Source organism: Pseudomonadota bacterium, from assembly GCA_013285445.1.
Taxonomy (GTDB): Bacteria; Pseudomonadota; Gammaproteobacteria; order Xanthomonadales; family Wenzhouxiangellaceae; genus Wenzhouxiangella.
The window spans coordinates 3,076,962-3,093,383 of sequence record CP053448.1 but is presented as its reverse complement, the minus strand read 5'-3'; the positions used below and the strand labels follow the sequence as shown (position 1 = coordinate 3,093,383).

General features: G+C 63.4%; 13 protein-coding genes and 1 tRNA gene. 5 read left to right on the top strand and 9 right to left on the bottom strand.

Annotated elements, in window-relative coordinates; genetic code table 11:
- Positions 1-9 precede the first annotated feature (9 nt).
- Both HND55_13760 and HND55_13755 read right to left on the bottom strand, forming a co-directional pair.
- Entirely contained in the window at positions 10-2,493 is a 2,484-nt protein-coding gene (locus HND55_13760; protein QKK03632.1) for an acyl-CoA dehydrogenase, read from the bottom strand.
- Positions 2,490-3,374 (bottom strand): alpha/beta fold hydrolase, encoded by an 885-nt coding sequence (locus HND55_13755; protein QKK03631.1) that lies wholly within the window; start codon positions 3,372-3,374, stop codon positions 2,490-2,492. The genes HND55_13760 and HND55_13755 overlap by 4 nt, the downstream gene beginning before the upstream one ends.
- Before the next feature lie 125 nt (positions 3,375-3,499).
- Between HND55_13755 and HND55_13750 the strand changes: the two genes are divergently transcribed.
- Positions 3,500-4,099: a TetR/AcrR family transcriptional regulator gene (locus HND55_13750; GenBank protein ID QKK03630.1), complete on the top strand. Its 600-nt coding sequence runs from the start codon at positions 3,500-3,502 to the stop codon at positions 4,097-4,099.
- 205 nt (positions 4,100-4,304) lie between these two features.
- Here the strand turns inward: HND55_13750 and HND55_13745 are convergent, their stop codons facing one another.
- The 3 genes from HND55_13745 to HND55_13735 are packed head-to-tail and all read right to left on the bottom strand — an operon-like array spanning position 4,305 to position 6,540.
- The gene (locus HND55_13745) at positions 4,305-5,843 is read right to left on the bottom strand and encodes an IS66 family transposase (GenBank protein QKK03629.1); all 1,539 of its coding nucleotides are present in this window, start codon (positions 5,841-5,843) and stop codon (positions 4,305-4,307) included.
- Between the two features lie 18 nt (positions 5,844-5,861).
- Entirely contained in the window at positions 5,862-6,245 is a 384-nt protein-coding gene (tnpB, locus tag HND55_13740; protein QKK03628.1) for an IS66 family insertion sequence element accessory protein TnpB, read from the bottom strand.
- Positions 6,229-6,540, bottom strand: coding sequence for a hypothetical protein (locus tag HND55_13735; GenBank protein ID QKK03627.1), 312 nt, complete (start codon positions 6,538-6,540; stop codon positions 6,229-6,231). The genes tnpB and HND55_13735 overlap by 17 nt, the downstream gene beginning before the upstream one ends.
- A gap of 132 nt (positions 6,541-6,672) precedes the next feature.
- On the opposite strand from HND55_13735, the gene HND55_13730 reads away from it, so the two are divergent.
- Complete coding sequence (locus HND55_13730) at positions 6,673-10,101, top strand: CHRD domain-containing protein (protein QKK03626.1); 3,429 nt, start codon at positions 6,673-6,675, stop codon at positions 10,099-10,101.
- A 197-nt stretch (positions 10,102-10,298) separates the two neighbouring features.
- Here HND55_13730 and HND55_13725 read toward each other — a convergent pair whose 3' ends face one another.
- Together HND55_13725 and HND55_13720 are read right to left on the bottom strand one after the other, a co-directional pair.
- Positions 10,299-11,393, bottom strand: a complete 1,095-nt coding sequence (locus HND55_13725) for a cell division protein ZapE (protein ID QKK03625.1) — start codon at positions 11,391-11,393, stop codon at positions 10,299-10,301.
- Positions 11,390-12,049, bottom strand: coding sequence for an alpha/beta fold hydrolase (locus tag HND55_13720; GenBank protein QKK03624.1), 660 nt, complete (start codon positions 12,047-12,049; stop codon positions 11,390-11,392). Before HND55_13720 ends, HND55_13725 begins: the two co-directional genes overlap by 4 nt.
- 86 nt (positions 12,050-12,135) lie before the next feature.
- On the opposite strand from HND55_13720, the gene HND55_13715 reads away from it, so the two are divergent.
- Positions 12,136-12,732 carry a DUF479 domain-containing protein gene (locus HND55_13715; protein ID QKK03623.1) on the top strand — a complete coding sequence of 199 codons (597 nt, stop codon included), beginning with the start codon at positions 12,136-12,138 and terminating at the stop codon, positions 12,730-12,732.
- On the opposite strand, the gene HND55_13710 is transcribed toward HND55_13715, so the two are convergent.
- Together HND55_13710 and HND55_13705 are read right to left on the bottom strand one after the other, a co-directional pair.
- Positions 12,720-13,187: a cytochrome c5 family protein gene (locus HND55_13710; GenBank protein ID QKK04119.1), complete on the bottom strand. Its 468-nt coding sequence runs from the start codon at positions 13,185-13,187 to the stop codon at positions 12,720-12,722. The two genes, HND55_13715 and HND55_13710, sit on opposite strands and share 13 nt — an antisense overlap.
- 104 nt (positions 13,188-13,291) lie before the next feature.
- Positions 13,292-13,696 (bottom strand): hypothetical protein, encoded by a 405-nt coding sequence (locus HND55_13705; protein QKK03622.1) that lies wholly within the window; start codon positions 13,694-13,696, stop codon positions 13,292-13,294.
- A 216-nt stretch (positions 13,697-13,912) separates the two neighbouring features.
- On the opposite strand from HND55_13705, the gene HND55_13700 reads away from it, so the two are divergent.
- Entirely contained in the window at positions 13,913-16,189 is a 2,277-nt protein-coding gene (locus HND55_13700) for an EAL domain-containing protein (protein QKK03621.1), read from the top strand.
- 118 nt (positions 16,190-16,307) lie between these two features.
- Positions 16,308-16,384: transfer RNA gene (locus tag HND55_13695), tRNA-Arg, on the top strand.
- Positions 16,385-16,422: the final 38 nt, after the last annotated feature.

Sequence of the window (16,422 nt, the reverse complement as noted above, 5' to 3'; positions counted from 1 at the left end):
CCTGGGTGCTCAGGCGGCCTTGCGGCTGCCAGCTGAGCGGATCTTCTTGCCGGTATCGCTCAGCCCGGCCTGGAGTTCTTCGAGGTCGAAATCGTCCACGCTGATGATCTCGAGCACGCGCTGTCGGACGTCGGTGAGGAATTCGACTTCGCGTTCGCTTAACACATCGTTACTGCGGGCTGTTTCAAGTTTCTCCTCGAAGGTGTAGCCGGCTACCTTGCCGCTGCGTTCGGCCTTGGCCAGCTTGCGCTCGAGCGGTTCGGCGGCGATCACGTCCGGTAGCAGCTTCTCCATCACGCCAATCCAGTGGCCGGCACGATCGGATCGATAGACGCCCCGGGTGAGGCGATCACGCGTCTCGGATGGCGACAGCAGCAGGGCGGCGACCTTGTGCCCCAGCCGGTCGTTCGGTGCACGCTCGAGGCGCCCGAGCGGGAAGATGATCATGCGCAGAAACGGCCTGGCCCAGGCCAGTGGATAGTTGTCGATCACGCCGCGCATGGCGGTCTGGATCTTGAAGATCGCATCGTGAAAGGCCCAGGCCAGAATCGGCTGATCGGATGCGGGCCGGCCTTCGTGCTCGAAGCGGCGCAGCGCGGAGGCGCAGATGTAGAGCTGACTGAGCACGTCGCCGAGGCGACCGGAAATCTTTTCTTTCTGCTTGAGCTTGCCCCCGTAAGTGAGCATGGCGATATCGGCCAGAAAGGCGAAGCCGGCGCTGTAGCGACTGAGCTTGCGATAGTACTTGCGCGTCTTGCGGTCGCCAGGGACGGCCGCGAATCGAGCAAAGCTCAGCCCCAGCACGAAAGCCCGCACGGCGTTGGAGATGGAATGACCGATGTGCGCGAACAGCAGCGTGTCAAACTCGGCCAGCCGCTCATCCTCGTCGTCGATCCGTAGTGCCTCGAGCTCCTTGAGCACGTAAGGATGACAGCGGATGGCGCCCTGCCCAAAAATCATCAGCGAGCGCGTGAGAATGTTGGCCCCCTCGACCGTGATCCAGATCGGCGCGCCCTGCCAGCCGCGCCCCAGATAGTTCTTCGGACCAAGAATGATGCCCTTGCCGCCGTGAATGTCCATCGCGTCCTTGATGACCTCGCGGCTCATCTCGGTGGTGTGATACTTGGCGATGGCGCCGGGTACGGCCGGTTTCTCGCCGTCATCGACGGCCGAGGCCGTTTGGCGGCTGAGCGCGCTGATGGCATAGGTGTAACCGGCCATCCGTGCCAGTGCCTCCTCGACGCCCTCGAAGCGACCGATCGGCAGATTGAACTGCTTGCGAATGCGGGCATAGGCGCCGGTGACCAGTGTGGCAGCCTTGGCGCCGCCGGTCGTCGAGGAAGGCAGGGAGATGGCGCGACCGACCGAAAGCGACTCGATCAGCATCCGCCAGCCCTTGCCGGCGTATTCGACCCCGCCGAGCAGGTAGTCGAGCGGCACGAACAGATCCTTGCCGCGAATCGGGCCATTGGGGAAGGGTATGTTCAGCGGCATGTGCCGTCGGCCGATATCAAGCCCGGGCGTGTCGGCCGGCAGCAGGGCCACGGAGATACCGATATCCTCTGTATCGCCGATCAGGCCGTCGGGGTCGTACAGACGAAAGGCCAGGCCAACCACGGTGGCACAGGGCGCCAGCGTGATGTAGCGCTTTTCGAAATTGAGCCTGATACCGAGCGTCTGCTTGCCGTTGTATTGACCCTTGCAGACCACGCCGTAATCGGCGATCGAGGTGGCGTCGGATCCGGCCACGGTGCTGGTCAGCCCGAAGCACGGCACCTCCTCGCCGCTTGCCAGCCGCGGCAGGTAATGGTTCTTCTGCTCATCGGTGCCGTAGTGCAGCAACAGTTCCGCCGGGCCGAGCGAGTTGGGTACCGCGATGATCGAACCGACCTGGGCGCTCATGCCGCCGACCTTTTCGAGCACGGCGCGGTGAGCGACCGCCGAAAAACCGAGACCGCCGTAGCCCTTCGGAATGATCATGCCGAAGTACTTGTGCTTGCGCAGGTGCTCCCACACCTGGTCGGATACGCCGGCACGGTAGTGGGTGAATTCCCACTCGTCGATCATGTCGCACAGTTCCTCGACCGGACCGTCCAGGAACGCCTGTTCCTCGGTGCTCAGCTCGTGCAGCGGCTTGTTGATGAAACGCCCCCAGCGCGGATTGCCGGTAAACAGCTCCCCTTCGAACCCGACCGTGCCGGCGTCCAGCGCCACCTGTTCAGTTTCGGAAATCTGCGGCGTCATTTTTTCGAATATCGCCAGCACTGGCCGGGTCAGGAATTCGCGGCGCCAGCTGCGGTTGTTGAGCGCCACAGCAACGGCGGCAAACGCCAGCCAGGCAACGGTCAGGCTGATCCAGCCCGGCGCACCGAAGATGGTAAACGTCAGCAGGACGGCAGCCGTAACGCCAGTCCATACGGCAATGGGTGTCTTGAAATACGCGCAACCCAGCCCCGCAACCAGCAGGGCCAGCAAAAACACGGCAATCATCATGACTGGGTGGCTCCTTGCGCAGTCTGGCGCTTCAGAAAGGGCGTGACCGCGCCCATGAAGTGATCGTTGCGGTCGCCGGCGACCATGTGCCCGGCATCCTCGATGGTGGCCTGTTCGGCATGCGGAGCGAGCTTGAGGAATTCCTGGATATGCGCCTCACCGATCATTTCGCTCTGCCCGCCGGCCACCAGCAAGGTCGGGATCTTGAGTCGCCGGGACGCCGACTTCAGCCGGGTCTGCAGGTTGGAGCCCTTCTCGGCCAGGGCCAGCATGGCCGGATCCCAGTGCCAGTACCAGCGGCCGTCATCCCCCTGGCGGAGGTTGCGGTCGACGCTGCTGCCCGAGCCGTTGTGGCGACGATGCGGCAGAAAGCCGCGGATCGCCTCGGTGGCGGCTTCCAGCGTTGGGAAACCCTTGGGGTTCTGGCGCATGAAGGCAAGCATGGCTTCGACCCCGTTGTCGTCCCAGCGCGGTGCAATATCCACCAGCACCAGCGACGACAGGTCGACCTTGGGCTTTTCCGAATGCGCCAGCAGCGCGGTCAGCCCGCCCATCGAAGCGCCGATGACCGCCGGTCGATTGGGTAGCGAGGCGCACACGCGCCGGAAATCCTCGATGAACTGCTCGAAATCGTATTCCCCGCTCGGGGCCCGATCACTCTCGCCGTGCCCGCGCGCATCGTAGCTGACCGCCTGCCAGCCGGCGGCGGCGAGCTGCCAGCCCGTTTTCTCCCAGGCATACTGGGTCTGGCCGAATCCATGCGCCATGAGCACGCAGGGCGCCCGCTCATGGCCGTAATAGCGCAGGCTCAGTCGAATCCCGTCATCGGTCCAGATCTGGCGGCGCCGAATATCGTCGTTGAGTTTGCGAACAGCTTCCATACGGCAGAGTATGGGTTGAGGTACCCATTTAGTCAATTAGTCTCACATATTGGTTCATTGTGAACCACAGACAAGGGCGTTACCACCCCTTTTGAGGGACAGAATGCAGTACCATCGGTTCCATCATGGTCAATCTGAAGACAGGCGCGTCCCCGGCGGGGGAGCGCGTGCCGCTGACGCCGGCGGACTGGGAGCGGGCAGCACTGGAGCTGATTGCCGAGGCCGGCATCGGTGCGCTGCGGGTCGAGCCCCTGGCCCGCCGCCTGAAAATCACCAAGGGCAGTTTCTACTGGCATTTTCCCGGGCGCGACGAGCTGCTGGCGCGCGCGCTGGATCGCTGGGAAAACCAGGACCGGCAGCATATCCGGCAGGCGCTCCGGGCCGACACGCAGCCGGCCGAGCGCCTGGCCGAGTTTGTCTGGCGCACCAGCCGCCAGACGCTGACTCACCGCATCTACGTGGCGCTGTGCGCAACGCCCGACGATCCGCGCATCGGGCCGGTGCTGCGGCGGGTGACGCGCCGTCGCATCAGCTACCTGGCCGGTACACTCGGGGAGCTGGGTCTGGACAGGGATGCGGCCCGCCAGCGCGCCAACCTGATGTATTCGTCCTATGTCGGCTATTTGCACCTGCAGGCCCAGCGGCTGGTGCCGGACAAGGACGACCCGGCGTTCGACGCCTATGTGCGCCATGTCATCGATACGCTGATCGAGCAGCACGATTGACCGGGCGGCAAGGCGCATCACATTCAGCCGCTGTGCCGGCTGTGACTGCACGGCCGCACCATGGACCGCATGGAGTCGTGGCGCCCACGCAGGGTGATTTCCGAGTTTCCCCAGGACAGGGCAGAATCCGGAGAAGTCCGGGTCGATGAGCATTTCGGGCACAGTCCGGGATCTTGCTGGAATTCAGCGGATTGGGCGTAAGCGCCTACAAATCCCCACCCTTGACGTTGCCCGGCAGTAATGCGTCAATATCGTCGATGGTTTCGGCCAGTGGCAGCTCTTGAAAAACCTGACGCAGGTAGGCATAGGGCTCGATGGCGTGGCCCTTGGCGGTTTCGATCAGGCTGTAGAGGTTGGCGCTGGCGCGAGCGCCCGCTGGTGACTTGGAGAACAGCCAGTTCTTGCGGCCGATGGCGAACGGCCGGATGGCGTTTTCGATGGCGTTGTTGTCGATCGGGTAGCGGCCATCGTCGAGGTAGCGCACCAGCGCTGGCCATTGGTTGTGCAGGTACTGAAGCGCTTCGCCCAGCTTGGTCTTTGGCGCGACACGCGGCAGTGTCGTGGTCAACCAGGCGTTCAGCTGGTCGATGACGGGCTGTGACTTGTCCTGGCGCAAGCGGTGGCGCTCGGTCGGGTTCAGCGCCTGGGCTTCGCGCTCGATCCGGTAGAGCTTGCCGATCAGCGCCAGGGCCTGATCCGGGCGTCCGATCTTGCCCTTTGGCTGGAGCTTGGCGGCATCGAAGAACTTGCGCCGGGCATGGGCCCAGCAGCCCAGACGGGTGATGCCATGGTCTCGACAGGCCGCGCCATAGCCGGAATAGGCGTCGGCCATCAGGGCACCGGAGAAGCCTTCCAGGCGCGCCACGGGCACATCGCCGGCACGACTGGCTTCGTAGTGATAGACCCGCAGCCGCTGCCCTGGTGGGCCAGATCCCATGACCCACATGTAGCTGTTGCTTCGTGCCGGCTTGCCGGGTTCGTCGAGGACCTGGACGGTGGTCTCGTCCATGCCGATGACCGGGGCTTCGAGGATCTGCTCGGTCAGACGATTGATCAGGGGCTGGACCAGCTTGCCGCAGCGGATCATCCAGTTGGCCAGGGTGGTGCGGTCGAGCTCGACGCCCAGCCGCGCGAACTGCTGAATCTGTCGGTACAGCGGCAGGGCGTCGACGTACTTGGCCGTGGCGATGTAGGCCAGCAGGCCCGGTGCGGCCATCGACTTGCCCAGCGGCTGGGCGGGCTTGGTGGCGGTGGCCACATGCCCTTCGCAGCAGGGGCAGGCGTACTTCAGCCGGACGTGGCGGATGACCTTGACGCTCGCCGGAATGATATCGAGCTGCTCGGAGGTCTCCTCGCCGATGCGCTCCAGAACCGCACCATCGTGCGGACAGACCTTGTCGGCCTCGGGCAGGTCGTGAATGACTTCCTCGCGCGGCAGCTCCGGCGGCAGGGCCGGCCGGCCCCGACGCTGGCGAGAGTGCGGCTTGACAGCGACCTCGGGGGGCTCGCTTGCCGCGATCTCCTCGGCTTCGTTGAACAGGCCCAGCTGATCTGCACTGGCCTGCTCGCTGGTGCCGGCAAAGGTCTTGCGCTGGAAAGTGCGGATGATCTCTTCGAGCTGATGAATGCGCGCTTCGCGCGCCTCGAGGGTTGCCTGCTGGCTGGCCAGCTGCGCCTGGAGAGCGGCGATCTGATCGGCCGTTGAGGGATCTGCAACAGAGGCTTTGTTGACGGCCGACGACATGCAGAAAGTATAGCATAATCAATAGCATGAAGCACCACCAATCAACGAATTAGTGGCCGAAAAGTGCAGTTGTTGATGGCCCTGCATGCGCATCACATCAAAACCCTCGAGCAGCCAGTTGAACTCACGCTCGCCCCAGCGGATCACGCCGTCGGCATGCTTGCGCGGCCACTGGAACTTCGCCTTCTCCAGGCGCTTGTACCAGAGGCAAAAGCCGGTCTGGTCCCAGTAGAGCACCTTGAGCCGGTCGCGGTGGCGGTTGCAGAACACGTACAGCGCATCGGCGAACGGATCCAGGGCCATCTGCTGCTCGACGATGGCCGCCAGGCCGTCAATGGACTTGCGAAAGTCCACCACGTCGCGGTGCAGGTAAACCTTGGGCAGGTCACGAAACAGACGCATCGGCCAGCTCCCGCATCAGTTGGGCGACCCAGGCCGGACAAGCCGAGCTTGGAAGCTCCAGCGCGACACCGCGCCACGACACCGCTATCTGGCCGGTGAGCTGAGACGGCATCGGCGGCGCGACCGCGACCAGGCCCTGATGCGTATCCGCCTCGCGCAGCGCCTTGCGGCGCCGGTAGAAGGACTTCGGTGTCAGGCCATGGCGCTGACAGAACTCAGCCACCGACTCTGCGCCGGCAGCCTGCTGCGCGATCAGCTCTCGCCACTGATCGGCTTTGAGGTAACGTCTGCTCACTTGCTTGCTCCATCCTGAAAATCGATGGAATCAGCATAGTGATCTATGCGTCGTTGAGAAGAGTGTCGGTTCGTAGGCGCTTACGATTGGGCGTGTAAGGTAGGGCCAACCTACCTCGGCCGGTGTTTGCTGATGCCGTACCTTCTCAGCCGAAACCTGTTCATCGCCGCGTTGTTGCTCAGTGTCCAGCCGGCAGGGCTTGCCGCCGAACTGCAGACCTCTGAAGTCATATCGCTGCAGCCCGGCAACGGGGTGACTTTCAGCCAGGTCGATTGGCCTGGCTTGCCGCAACCGGTCAGCGACACCGGGACGGGGATCATGGCTGTGGACCTGGCAATGGTCCGCCAAAGCGCCGGATCCGAAAGCGGTTTCCTCAACGTGGTGCGCAACGACAGCTGGCTGATCCGCAACATGCCGGTTTTCAGCGAGGAAGACTATCCCTACCCCGAGATGATGTCCTTTTTCCCGCTGGAAGCGCAGACCGGTACCGACGTGGTGTCGCTCGAGCTCTCCGTGACTTTCTCGTCTGGCATTATTACGAGCAACGCAGATGTGATGCTGGATTTCTATACCTACGAGGTGACCCCTGCACCGCTGAGTGTCGGCGGGCTGCCCGAGCCGGTCGTCGAGCCACCGCCCGACCCGGCGGTTGCCGCCATTCCCCAGCCGGTACTGGATCGCGCCAGCGTTCAGGTGATCCAGCGCGGTCATCCGAACGTCAATGCGGCCCGTAATCAGTGCATGCCGATGGCCATTGCCAACAGCTTGCAGTATCTGGAAAACACCACCGGACTCAACCTGCCTCAATCACACGTGCCGGGCCTGGCGCCCAACGGCAACAGCGATGGTTCGCTGGTCGGTGATGTCGAAGCCGAAACGACCCGGGCGCCGTCAGTGACCAGCCGAACCAACGCCGGGGCCACGGGCACCTGGGGACTGAAGGGTAAGCTGAAATTCCTGGCCAGGAACGGCCTGCACGAGGACATCCAGACGCGCCATTTCGGCAAATCCGGCAGTTCGCCGAACGGGGATTTCACTTCCGGTGATCTGACCGAAACGGTCAATGGCAATACGGCCCGCTCCAAGCCCTTTGGCAAGACCCTCGGCATTGCCGACCTGGTGAACTCCATGCGCGACGGTCAGGACTGCGAAGTCGTCTACACCTATCCCAACGGCGGCTCGCATGCCGTGGAGCTGGTGGCGGCAGGCATCTCTGGCGGGTTGCCGTGGACAGTGACGGCGTCTGATCTGGCGCAAACCCACCAGGGCGATGCCAACGATTCCTCGCTTGGCGCAGGCCAGGGGTTCGAGTTCAGCCTGATGTCGGACAAGGACGGTGACGGTTTTCTCGAGTTCCCCGACGGACGTGAACTCGTGACCGCGTATTGCCAGAAATATGTAGGCACACCTCCGCAGACAGTCACTGAGCCGGTTACGGTCGTTGAGATTGATGATCCTGCCGGCCACAGTTGCTGTGTCCAGCCGCCCGGATTCGGTATGACCATCACTCGTGACGGTTCCGATTTGCTGATCGAAGGCAGTGGCGATGGATTCCCGCTGCGCGGCTGGGTGGAATCAAACGGGGATTTTTTTGCCACCAGCATTACACCGGTTGCCGGCTTTCCGGCTGTTTACTCGACGATTCAGGGTCGCTTCAGCACCGACGGCAGCGCGCAGGGTGTTGAGCTCACCATCGGCGTGTTTGGCGAGTTGTTCGGAACGCCCATCACCTATATCCTCGACATTGGTGAGGCAGCGGATCAGGCCAGGATCGGGGGGTTGAAGTCTGCCGCCGCCAGCCAGGGCGATTTATTGAGGGTCAACGAAGGCGAAACGCTAACGGTTGATTCCGGAAACAGGCTGCTTGTCAACGGGCTCCTCTACAACGAGGGCAGCATCGTGATCTCCACCAATGCCGTGCTGCGCAACACCGGTTTGATCGACAACCGCGGCAGCATTTCGATTCAGGGCCGGCTCGAAGGAGGGGGTGCTGTGGAGAGCAAGGGGCAGATCACCAACGACGGCGTGATCGAGCAGACCGGCGCGATCCACCTCCATCAGTCTTCAGCCACCACGAATAGCGGCACCTGGAACATCGCCGACAGTGCTGGCCTGGCGAATGCCGGTTCATTGCGCAACAACGCCACGTTGAACCTTTTTGGCCGGCTGTCCAATCGCGGTCTGCTCGACGGTCCGGGGCAGACCGAAGTCAAAGAGGGTGGTCGCCTGGATAACTACGGTGAGCTCGACAGCGAGGTGGACAACGCGGGTCGTGTATTTAATGTCTGCGATGCCGTAATCCGGGGGCCGTTGGTCGGTAGCGGCGCGGTGCCGGCTTGTGGGCTTGCCGCGGTGCCCAGTGGACAGCAGGTGGTGCCGGGAGTCGTTTCGCAGAATATCGGCAAGGCGTGGTTTGGTCTGGATGTGGACGGTCGTGTGCTGGACTATGTCATCAAGCTGCCCGGTCTTGATCTCGACGGCACCCAAACCCCGGCAGACAGCGAAGATGATGTGATCGGTATCGAGATTCGCCGCGGTTCCTATCTGGACAATGGCTCGGTGGCATGGACCATCATGGACGAAAGCGGCACCGCGCCTGATCTGTCCGTCAATGCCGGGCACCATACCCTGATCGGGAGCTGGACCGGCTCGGACGAGGCGCCGCTGACGCCTTCGCTGGTCGGGCGGCTGCTCGACAGCACGCTTTATCTGCTGGTTCGCACCAACGCACATCCCGACGGTGAGCTGCGTGGTCAGATCCTGGCAGACAACGATGCCAGTTCGAGCGCCGATGAGCCGGTGCTAGGCATGCTGTTCGATCGCTCCAGAAATGGTCACGGCATGGATTTCCAGCGCTCCGGCGAGCTCTATTTCCTGACCTTCTATTCCTACGGTGACGACGGCACGCCAGAGTGGTTCATTGCCATTGGCAAGGTCGTGGGTGACGTATTCAGCGGCGAGTTGCTGCGGGTCAGCTACGATGCTGCCGATTCGCCGCCTCAGACCGCAACAGGTGTCGGCAGGGTCGAGCTGGAGTTTGGTGTGGAGGAGGACTCTGCTGCCTGCGCCGACGGCACCGATCGCTCGACTGCGCTATCGCTGGCCCGGTTCGGCTGGGAAATCGACGGCGAGTCCGGCGACTGGTGCGTGGAACCCCTGATTGTGGGCGGTGCACCGCCGAGTCCCGACTTCACCGGCCATTGGTTCGCAGGTCCTGCCGATGAAGGCTGGGGTCTGACGGTCTACCAGCAGGGGGATGTGCTGTTTGCAGTGTTGTATTTCTACGATGCGACGGGCAAGCCGCGATGGCTGATCGGCTCCACGCAGTCGTTTACCAACGGTGATACGCTGACTATGGACCAGATTAGCGGCTATTGTCGTGACTGCCCGACCGCCTTTGAGGGGACTGACGCGGGCACGCTCACGCTGACATTTGTCGAGCCAAGCCAGACGGAGGCCAGTAATCGAGTCAGCGTGGATGTGGAATACCAGGGCCCGGAAGGCGGCGAGTGGCTGCGTGAGGAAGCATCCATCCGCTTGTTGTCCGATCCGGCCGACTGATCAACGCCGACGCCTGGACTGAGAGCGGCCCACTAGCCCGCATTATTCATGAATTCACTCGCGCCCTTGCTTGCGCCTTGTCCGCACAGCGGATTTTCCTCCCTCGGAAATACAGCCTGGTATTCCGCTCGGTCGGAAAATCCGCTGTGCGAACAATCCCCTGCGCAATCATCGCGGCGATTCATGAATAATGCGGGCTAGGGCCGGTGGGGGCGGGCGAGATAATCGTGGCTCTGCATCTCGATCAGGCGTGAGGTCGTGCGTTCGAACGATGCAGAAAGCCGCGTACCGCAATACAGCGATTGCGGCGGGGCGGCGGCCAGCACGATCAGCTTGACGGCACGGTCGTAGCACTCGTCGACCAGATGAATGAATCGTCGAGCCGCATTGTCGTCGCTGGCGTCGAGTTGCGGGACATCGCTGACAATCAGGGTGCCGAAGCGCCGTGCCAGCTCGATGTAGTCCTCGCTGGCCCGCGGACCCCGGCACAGGGTGTCGAAATCGAACCAGACCACCGAACCGGCCCGATACAAGGGCCGGATACGGCGCTGGCGCACGTTCAGTGGTTCGCTCGAGCGGTCCTCGCCGGCCGCCAGGGCGCGGAATTCAGCCTCCAGCTCCGAGCGGTTTTCGGTGTTGACCGGGTGGCGGTAGACGCGATGGCGGCTGAGTTCGCGCAAGCGAAAATCCTCGCCGTCGCCAAACCGGACCACGTCGCAGTGTTGTTTGATCGCCTCGATTGCCGGCAGGAATCGCTCTCGCTGCAGGCCGTCGGCATATAGATCATCCGGTGCGGTATTGCTGGTGGCCACCAGCGTGACGCCGCGAGCAAACAGGCGTTGCAGCAGGCCGCCGAGAATCATCGCGTCGGCGATGTCGCTGACATGAAACTCGTCGAAGCACAGCACCCGGGCCCGGCCCCCGATCCGGCGCGCAATTGGCGAGAGCGGATCCTCGCCATGATGGTGCCGCAGCCCGTCGTGCACGAAGGCCATGAAACGGTGAAAGTGAATGCGCCAGCCCTTGCTGCGGGGATCGGACAGGCTTTGCGCCAGCAGATCCATCAACAGAGTCTTGCCGCGGCCGACGCCCCCGTGCAGGTACAGGCCGCGGACCGGTGGATGGCGCTTGCGCAGGCGGTCGATCCAGCCGGTCGGCCGGCGATCGATGCGCTCGAACAGCGCCTGCATGCGATCGGCAATCGCTCGCTGTTCAGGGTCCGGAATCAGCTGACCTGCCGCCAGCAGGTCGGAGTAGCGTGAACCCGGCCCGGCTGGCGTCTCCGCGCTCAAGGCAGGTTGGGCTGGACGTGGTTCTTGATCAGGCCGCGCAGATCCATCAGGCGGCGGTGGAAGAAGTGGCCGGTGCCTTCCATGACCACCAGGTCAGCGTCCTGGCCCAGGGTCTCGGCCCACGCGAGCACGGCCTCGGGCGAGACGACTTCGTCTTCGTCGCCCTGAACGACCAGCCACGGGCAGTTCGGCGGCTGCAGTTGATCAAAGCCGTAGCGCTCGACCGGTGGCGCGATCGTGATCAGCTGTCGAATCGGCAGGTCCTGGGCCGCCTTGAGCGCAATGTAGGCACCGAACGAAAACCCGCCCAGCCAGAGATCGTCGTCGGGCCGGACCTGGCGCACCCAGTCGACGATGGCCCTCAGATCCTCGATCTCTCCGTTGCCGTCGTCGAACGTACCCTCGCTGTCGCCGACACCGCGGAAGTTGAAACGCACGGTCCGCAGGCCGAGCTCCCGCAGGCTGCGCTCCATGATCGTGACGACCTTGTTGCGCAGGGTGCCGCCGTGCTGCGGATGCGGATGGCACAGGACTGCCGTGGCCGGGCGCTCGGCATTGGCTTCAGGGCCGTCAACCAGGCACTCAAGCCGGCCGGCGGGCCCCGAGATGAAGATTTCGGTCGACTCGTCGGGAAATTGGCCGGGATCCAGCTGCATGAGTCTTCCTCGGCGGTTGCCAGCACCCAGTGGGCGAGCGCATCATCATAACTCAGCCCCCGTACCCGATGCACAGAGCTGTTGCGATGAATCATCTGGCCCATATCGTACTTGCCGGAACCGACGAGGGGCTCCGCCTGGGCGCCTTTTTGGGTGATCACGTCAAGGGCCAGTCAGCGCTGGCCGACTGGCCCGATGCCTGGGCTGCCGGAATCCGCCTGCATCGGCGCATCGACGTGCTCAGTGACGCTCACCCGGCGGTTATCGCGCTGCGCAAGCGGCTTGACCCGCCCTGGCGACGCTATGGCGGCGTGATTCTGGATGTCCTGTTTGATCACATGCTCTCACGCCACTGGGCGGATTTCGGGCCGCAGCGGCTCGATCGGCTGGCAGACGCCATCGACGCTTTGCTGGCACGTCATCGCCACTGCCTGCCGCCGCGGCTGGCGCTATTCAGTCGCTGGGCGGCGGCGCAGCGTTTGTGGTTGCGCTACGGCGAACGGGCCATGCTCGAGGAGATCTTCCAGCGAATGGCGCAGCGCCACGGCCATCCCTGGCCACTGGCTGAAGGCCGGCGGCTGCTCGATGAACTGGATGGCGAGATCGAGTCGGCCTTTCTCGGGCTGTTTCCCGATCTGCTCGCCGAAACCGCCGATTGGCGCGATGCCGCTCAGTCGAGCTGATCGAGCATGTAGTCGACCGAGGCGGCAACCTGTTCGTCACCTAGATCGGCGCGACCGCCGCGTGCGGGCATGGCGTTGATGCCGTTGATGGCGTTGGCGATCAGCTTTTCGCGTCCCTTGTCGAGTCGTGCCTCCCAGTCGGCGGCGACCAGGCGCGGTGCGCCGGCCACGCCGGCATCGTGGCATACTGCGCAGACCCGGGCGTAAATCATCTCGCCATCCATGGAGCCGTCAAAGGCCAGCGCCGGGCCGTCATCGGCATCTTCTTCGACCTGTTCTTCCTGCGCGGCAGCGGCCTGCGACGCTTCGGTGTAGACGCCGGCGACCGGTCTGAGCCGCTCGACCTTGGCGGCCTCGCGTGCCGCGCTGGGCTCGATGTCCTGGTGACGATTGTGAATGACCAGCGACAGGCCGATGATGATGATGGCGAAGGCAACCAGCCCGACCAGCACCATGCTGAACGTGTGGATGAATTGTCGATCGTGTTCTTCGGACATGCCGCGCAGACCTCGTATCAATTGGGGCAATGACGCCCGACGACGGGCTTCAAAGCGACCGATTATACCGTGTGCCTGTTGTCCGCGCCGTTGCAGTCTTCGCAGCGCCGCGCCAGACCGGAACCAACCAGTGCGCCGCTGAGCGGCCATGCCGGCGCGATCAGCGCAAGCACGCTGCCGGGATCGTTGAGATTGACGACCAGCAGCATCGACAGGCCGAGCAGGGTGCCGCACAGCCAGCCCGGCAGACGCCGGCCTGTCACGGCGCTGGCCATGCATCCGGCCAGCAGGCCACCGCCGAACCAGGCAGCTGCGACTGCGAGTGCCGAAACCGCATCGAGTGGCAACCGGCTGATCAGCGGTTGGGGTGCCGCCGGGTCAAGCAGCAGCGTGATCATGGCGCAGACCGCTTCAATCGTGACGATTCCGATGAGCAGGCCGGCAGCAAGCGCGCCGAGTGTTCGCATGGTCGATTGACCCGGTCGGGCAAAGGCAGTTGCAGGCAGTGTAGCAACCGCGGGGCCGGGGCGCACCCGGCCGGCCCCTGCGCTATACTGGCGCGGTTGCAAGCACCGGCCGATCCGGTCATTACCGCCAAACGTGAAACTGACTGTGCCTCTTAGCGTGTCGCGTCTACCGGTCAGGCCAGGCCGTGCGGTTCGATGAGTTTTGGTGGGTTGTTCATGACAGGTGTTCGCCGGACGGCATCGCAGCGGCGCATGCTGCTGGCAGCCGCGCTTCTGCTGGCGGGTATCAGCGGGTCCATGGTGCTTTACCAGGGCTTGCAGCAAGCCGAGCAGCAGGCCCAGGCGCGCTATATCGAGAACATGGCGCGCTACATGAAAGCCGACATGCTCGGGAACCTGCAGGAGCAGATCAACGCGCTGCAGCGCATGAGCGTGCGGCTGGCCCACTACGGCTTCGAGGGCGATAGCGGCTGGCGCGTCAACGCCGATCTTTACCTGTCTCACTACAGCTACTACGAAGCGCTGGCCGTGCTTGATCGGGATCTGCGGGTGAGCCGGGTCCGTAATCGGCACCAGCCGCTGGTGCAGCGCGATGCGCTGTTTCCGGTCGGTGCCATTCCGACCGGCACGCTCGATGCGGTAAACAGGGGCGCGAGGCTGGGCGTCACGCAGCCGTTCCAGCTGTCCGATCAGCGCCCGGCCGTTACCTTTCTGACCCCGATCGGCGACGGTCAGGCGCATTTCGGGTACCTGGCCGCGGTGCTGGTGATTCCCGAGGCGGTGGACGCCATGATCCCGGCCATGTTCCGCGACGAGATCGTGCTGCGGGTCGAGGGCCGTGGCGAGCCGCTATTCGGTTCGGCCGCGTCCTCGGGCGACGGCGCGCAACCATCCTGGGACGCAAGCTTCACGGTTGACGTTGACGGCGACGGCGAGGGATTTCTGTTCAACTTTGCCGTCAGCGATGCGCTTCGCTCGCAGTTGACCACCGGGCTGCCCGAGGTCGTGCTCGGTAGCGGAATCGTAGTCTCGCTGCTGCTGGCTGCCATCGCGCTGCTGGGCATGAACGCCGTCGGCCAGGCGCGCGTGCTCACGGCATCCAATCGGCGGCTGGAGCAGGAGGTTGGGGAGCGCCAGGCCGCCGAGCGCGAGCTGGCGTTTCTGGTTCACAACGACGCACTCACCGGCATACCGAACCGGGCCGGCATTACGCTGTATCTGGAAGACGTGATCCGTGACCAGGGCGGAGGCGAGACGCAGTTGGCGCTGCTTTTCCTGGACCTCGACCAGTTCAAGGACATCAACGATTCGCTCGGTCATCAGCTCGGTGACGAACTGCTGTGTGAGGTGCCGCAGCGGCTCAAGGGCGTGCTCAAGGAGCGTGATTTCGTCGGTCGCCACGGTGGTGACGAGTTCCTGATCGCCGTCGAACGGGACAACCGGCAACAGGTCGAGCAGCTCGCCGGTAATATCCTGCGTTCCATGGATTCCGGCTTTGCCATCGGCGAGCATCGGCTGTTCGTCTCGGCCAGCATCGGGATTGCCTATTATCCCGAGTCCGGACATACCGTCAGCGAACTCATCCAGAATGCCGATACGGCCCTGTTCAAGGCCAAGAACGCCGGGCGCAACCAGTTCGCCGTATTCACTCGCGAGATGTTTGCCCAGGCCCAGCACAGGCTCAATCTCAGTCGCGATATACGGCATGCCCTCGAGCGAGAGGAGTTTCGTGTCGTCTACCAACCGATCATCAACCTGCGCAATCTGTCGCTTTGCGGGGTTGAAGCACTGCTTCGCTGGCAGCATGAAAAGGGCTACATGGTGCCGCCGCAGGAGTTCATTCGGGTGGCCGAGGAAACCGGCATCATCGGCCGCCTCGGCGCCTTTGTGCTGGATCAGGCGCTGGCCGATCTGGCCGCCTGGTCAAAACTGCCCGGCAAGCTGCCGTGGCTGGCAGTCAACGTGTCGGGCGCGCAAATTCAGGAGCACAGCTTCGCCGAGCAGCTCAGCGTACTGCTGCACCAGTACCGCATCGATCCGCAGCTGCTGCATCTCGAGATCACCGAAGAAATTCTGATCGAAAACCTGATGCGCAACCGGCGCATGTTGCACCGTCTTGATGAAATCGGCATGCGCATCGTTGTTGATGATTTCGGCGTTGGTTATTCATCACTGAGCTATCTGAAGAACTTCCCCATCTCGGTGGTCAAGATCGATCGCGGGTTCATTCGTGATCTGTCATTCGACCCGGAGGATCAGGCCATCACCCGCACCATTTGCAGCCTGGCTTCCGACCTTGGCATGTTGACCGTTGCCGAAGGCGTTGAAAGCGTTGACCAGCTCCATTTGCTGCGCAACTATCGCTGCTCGTTTGCCCAGGGTTTCCTGTTCTCGCGTCCGGTCGAGGCCGACAGCGTGGCTGCCATGATTGGGGAGCCCCGGCAATGGCGCGAAATCGCCGAGGCTGTGGAAGCCGGATCCGGGCTGGTATAATCGAAGGCCACGCGCAGCTTACAATACGATTTCAAGCGCCCGTAGCTCAGCTGGATAGAGTACCGCCCTCCGAAGACTGAGGTCAGGGCCGAAAACCGTTACAATCAGTTCCCCCAGTGCGCCCGTAGCTCAGCTGGATAGAGTACCGCCCTCCGAAGGCGGGGGTCGCAGGTTCGAATCCTGCCGGGCGCGCCAAATATCCCTGTAAATCAATCGCTTACCGATCCTGCCGA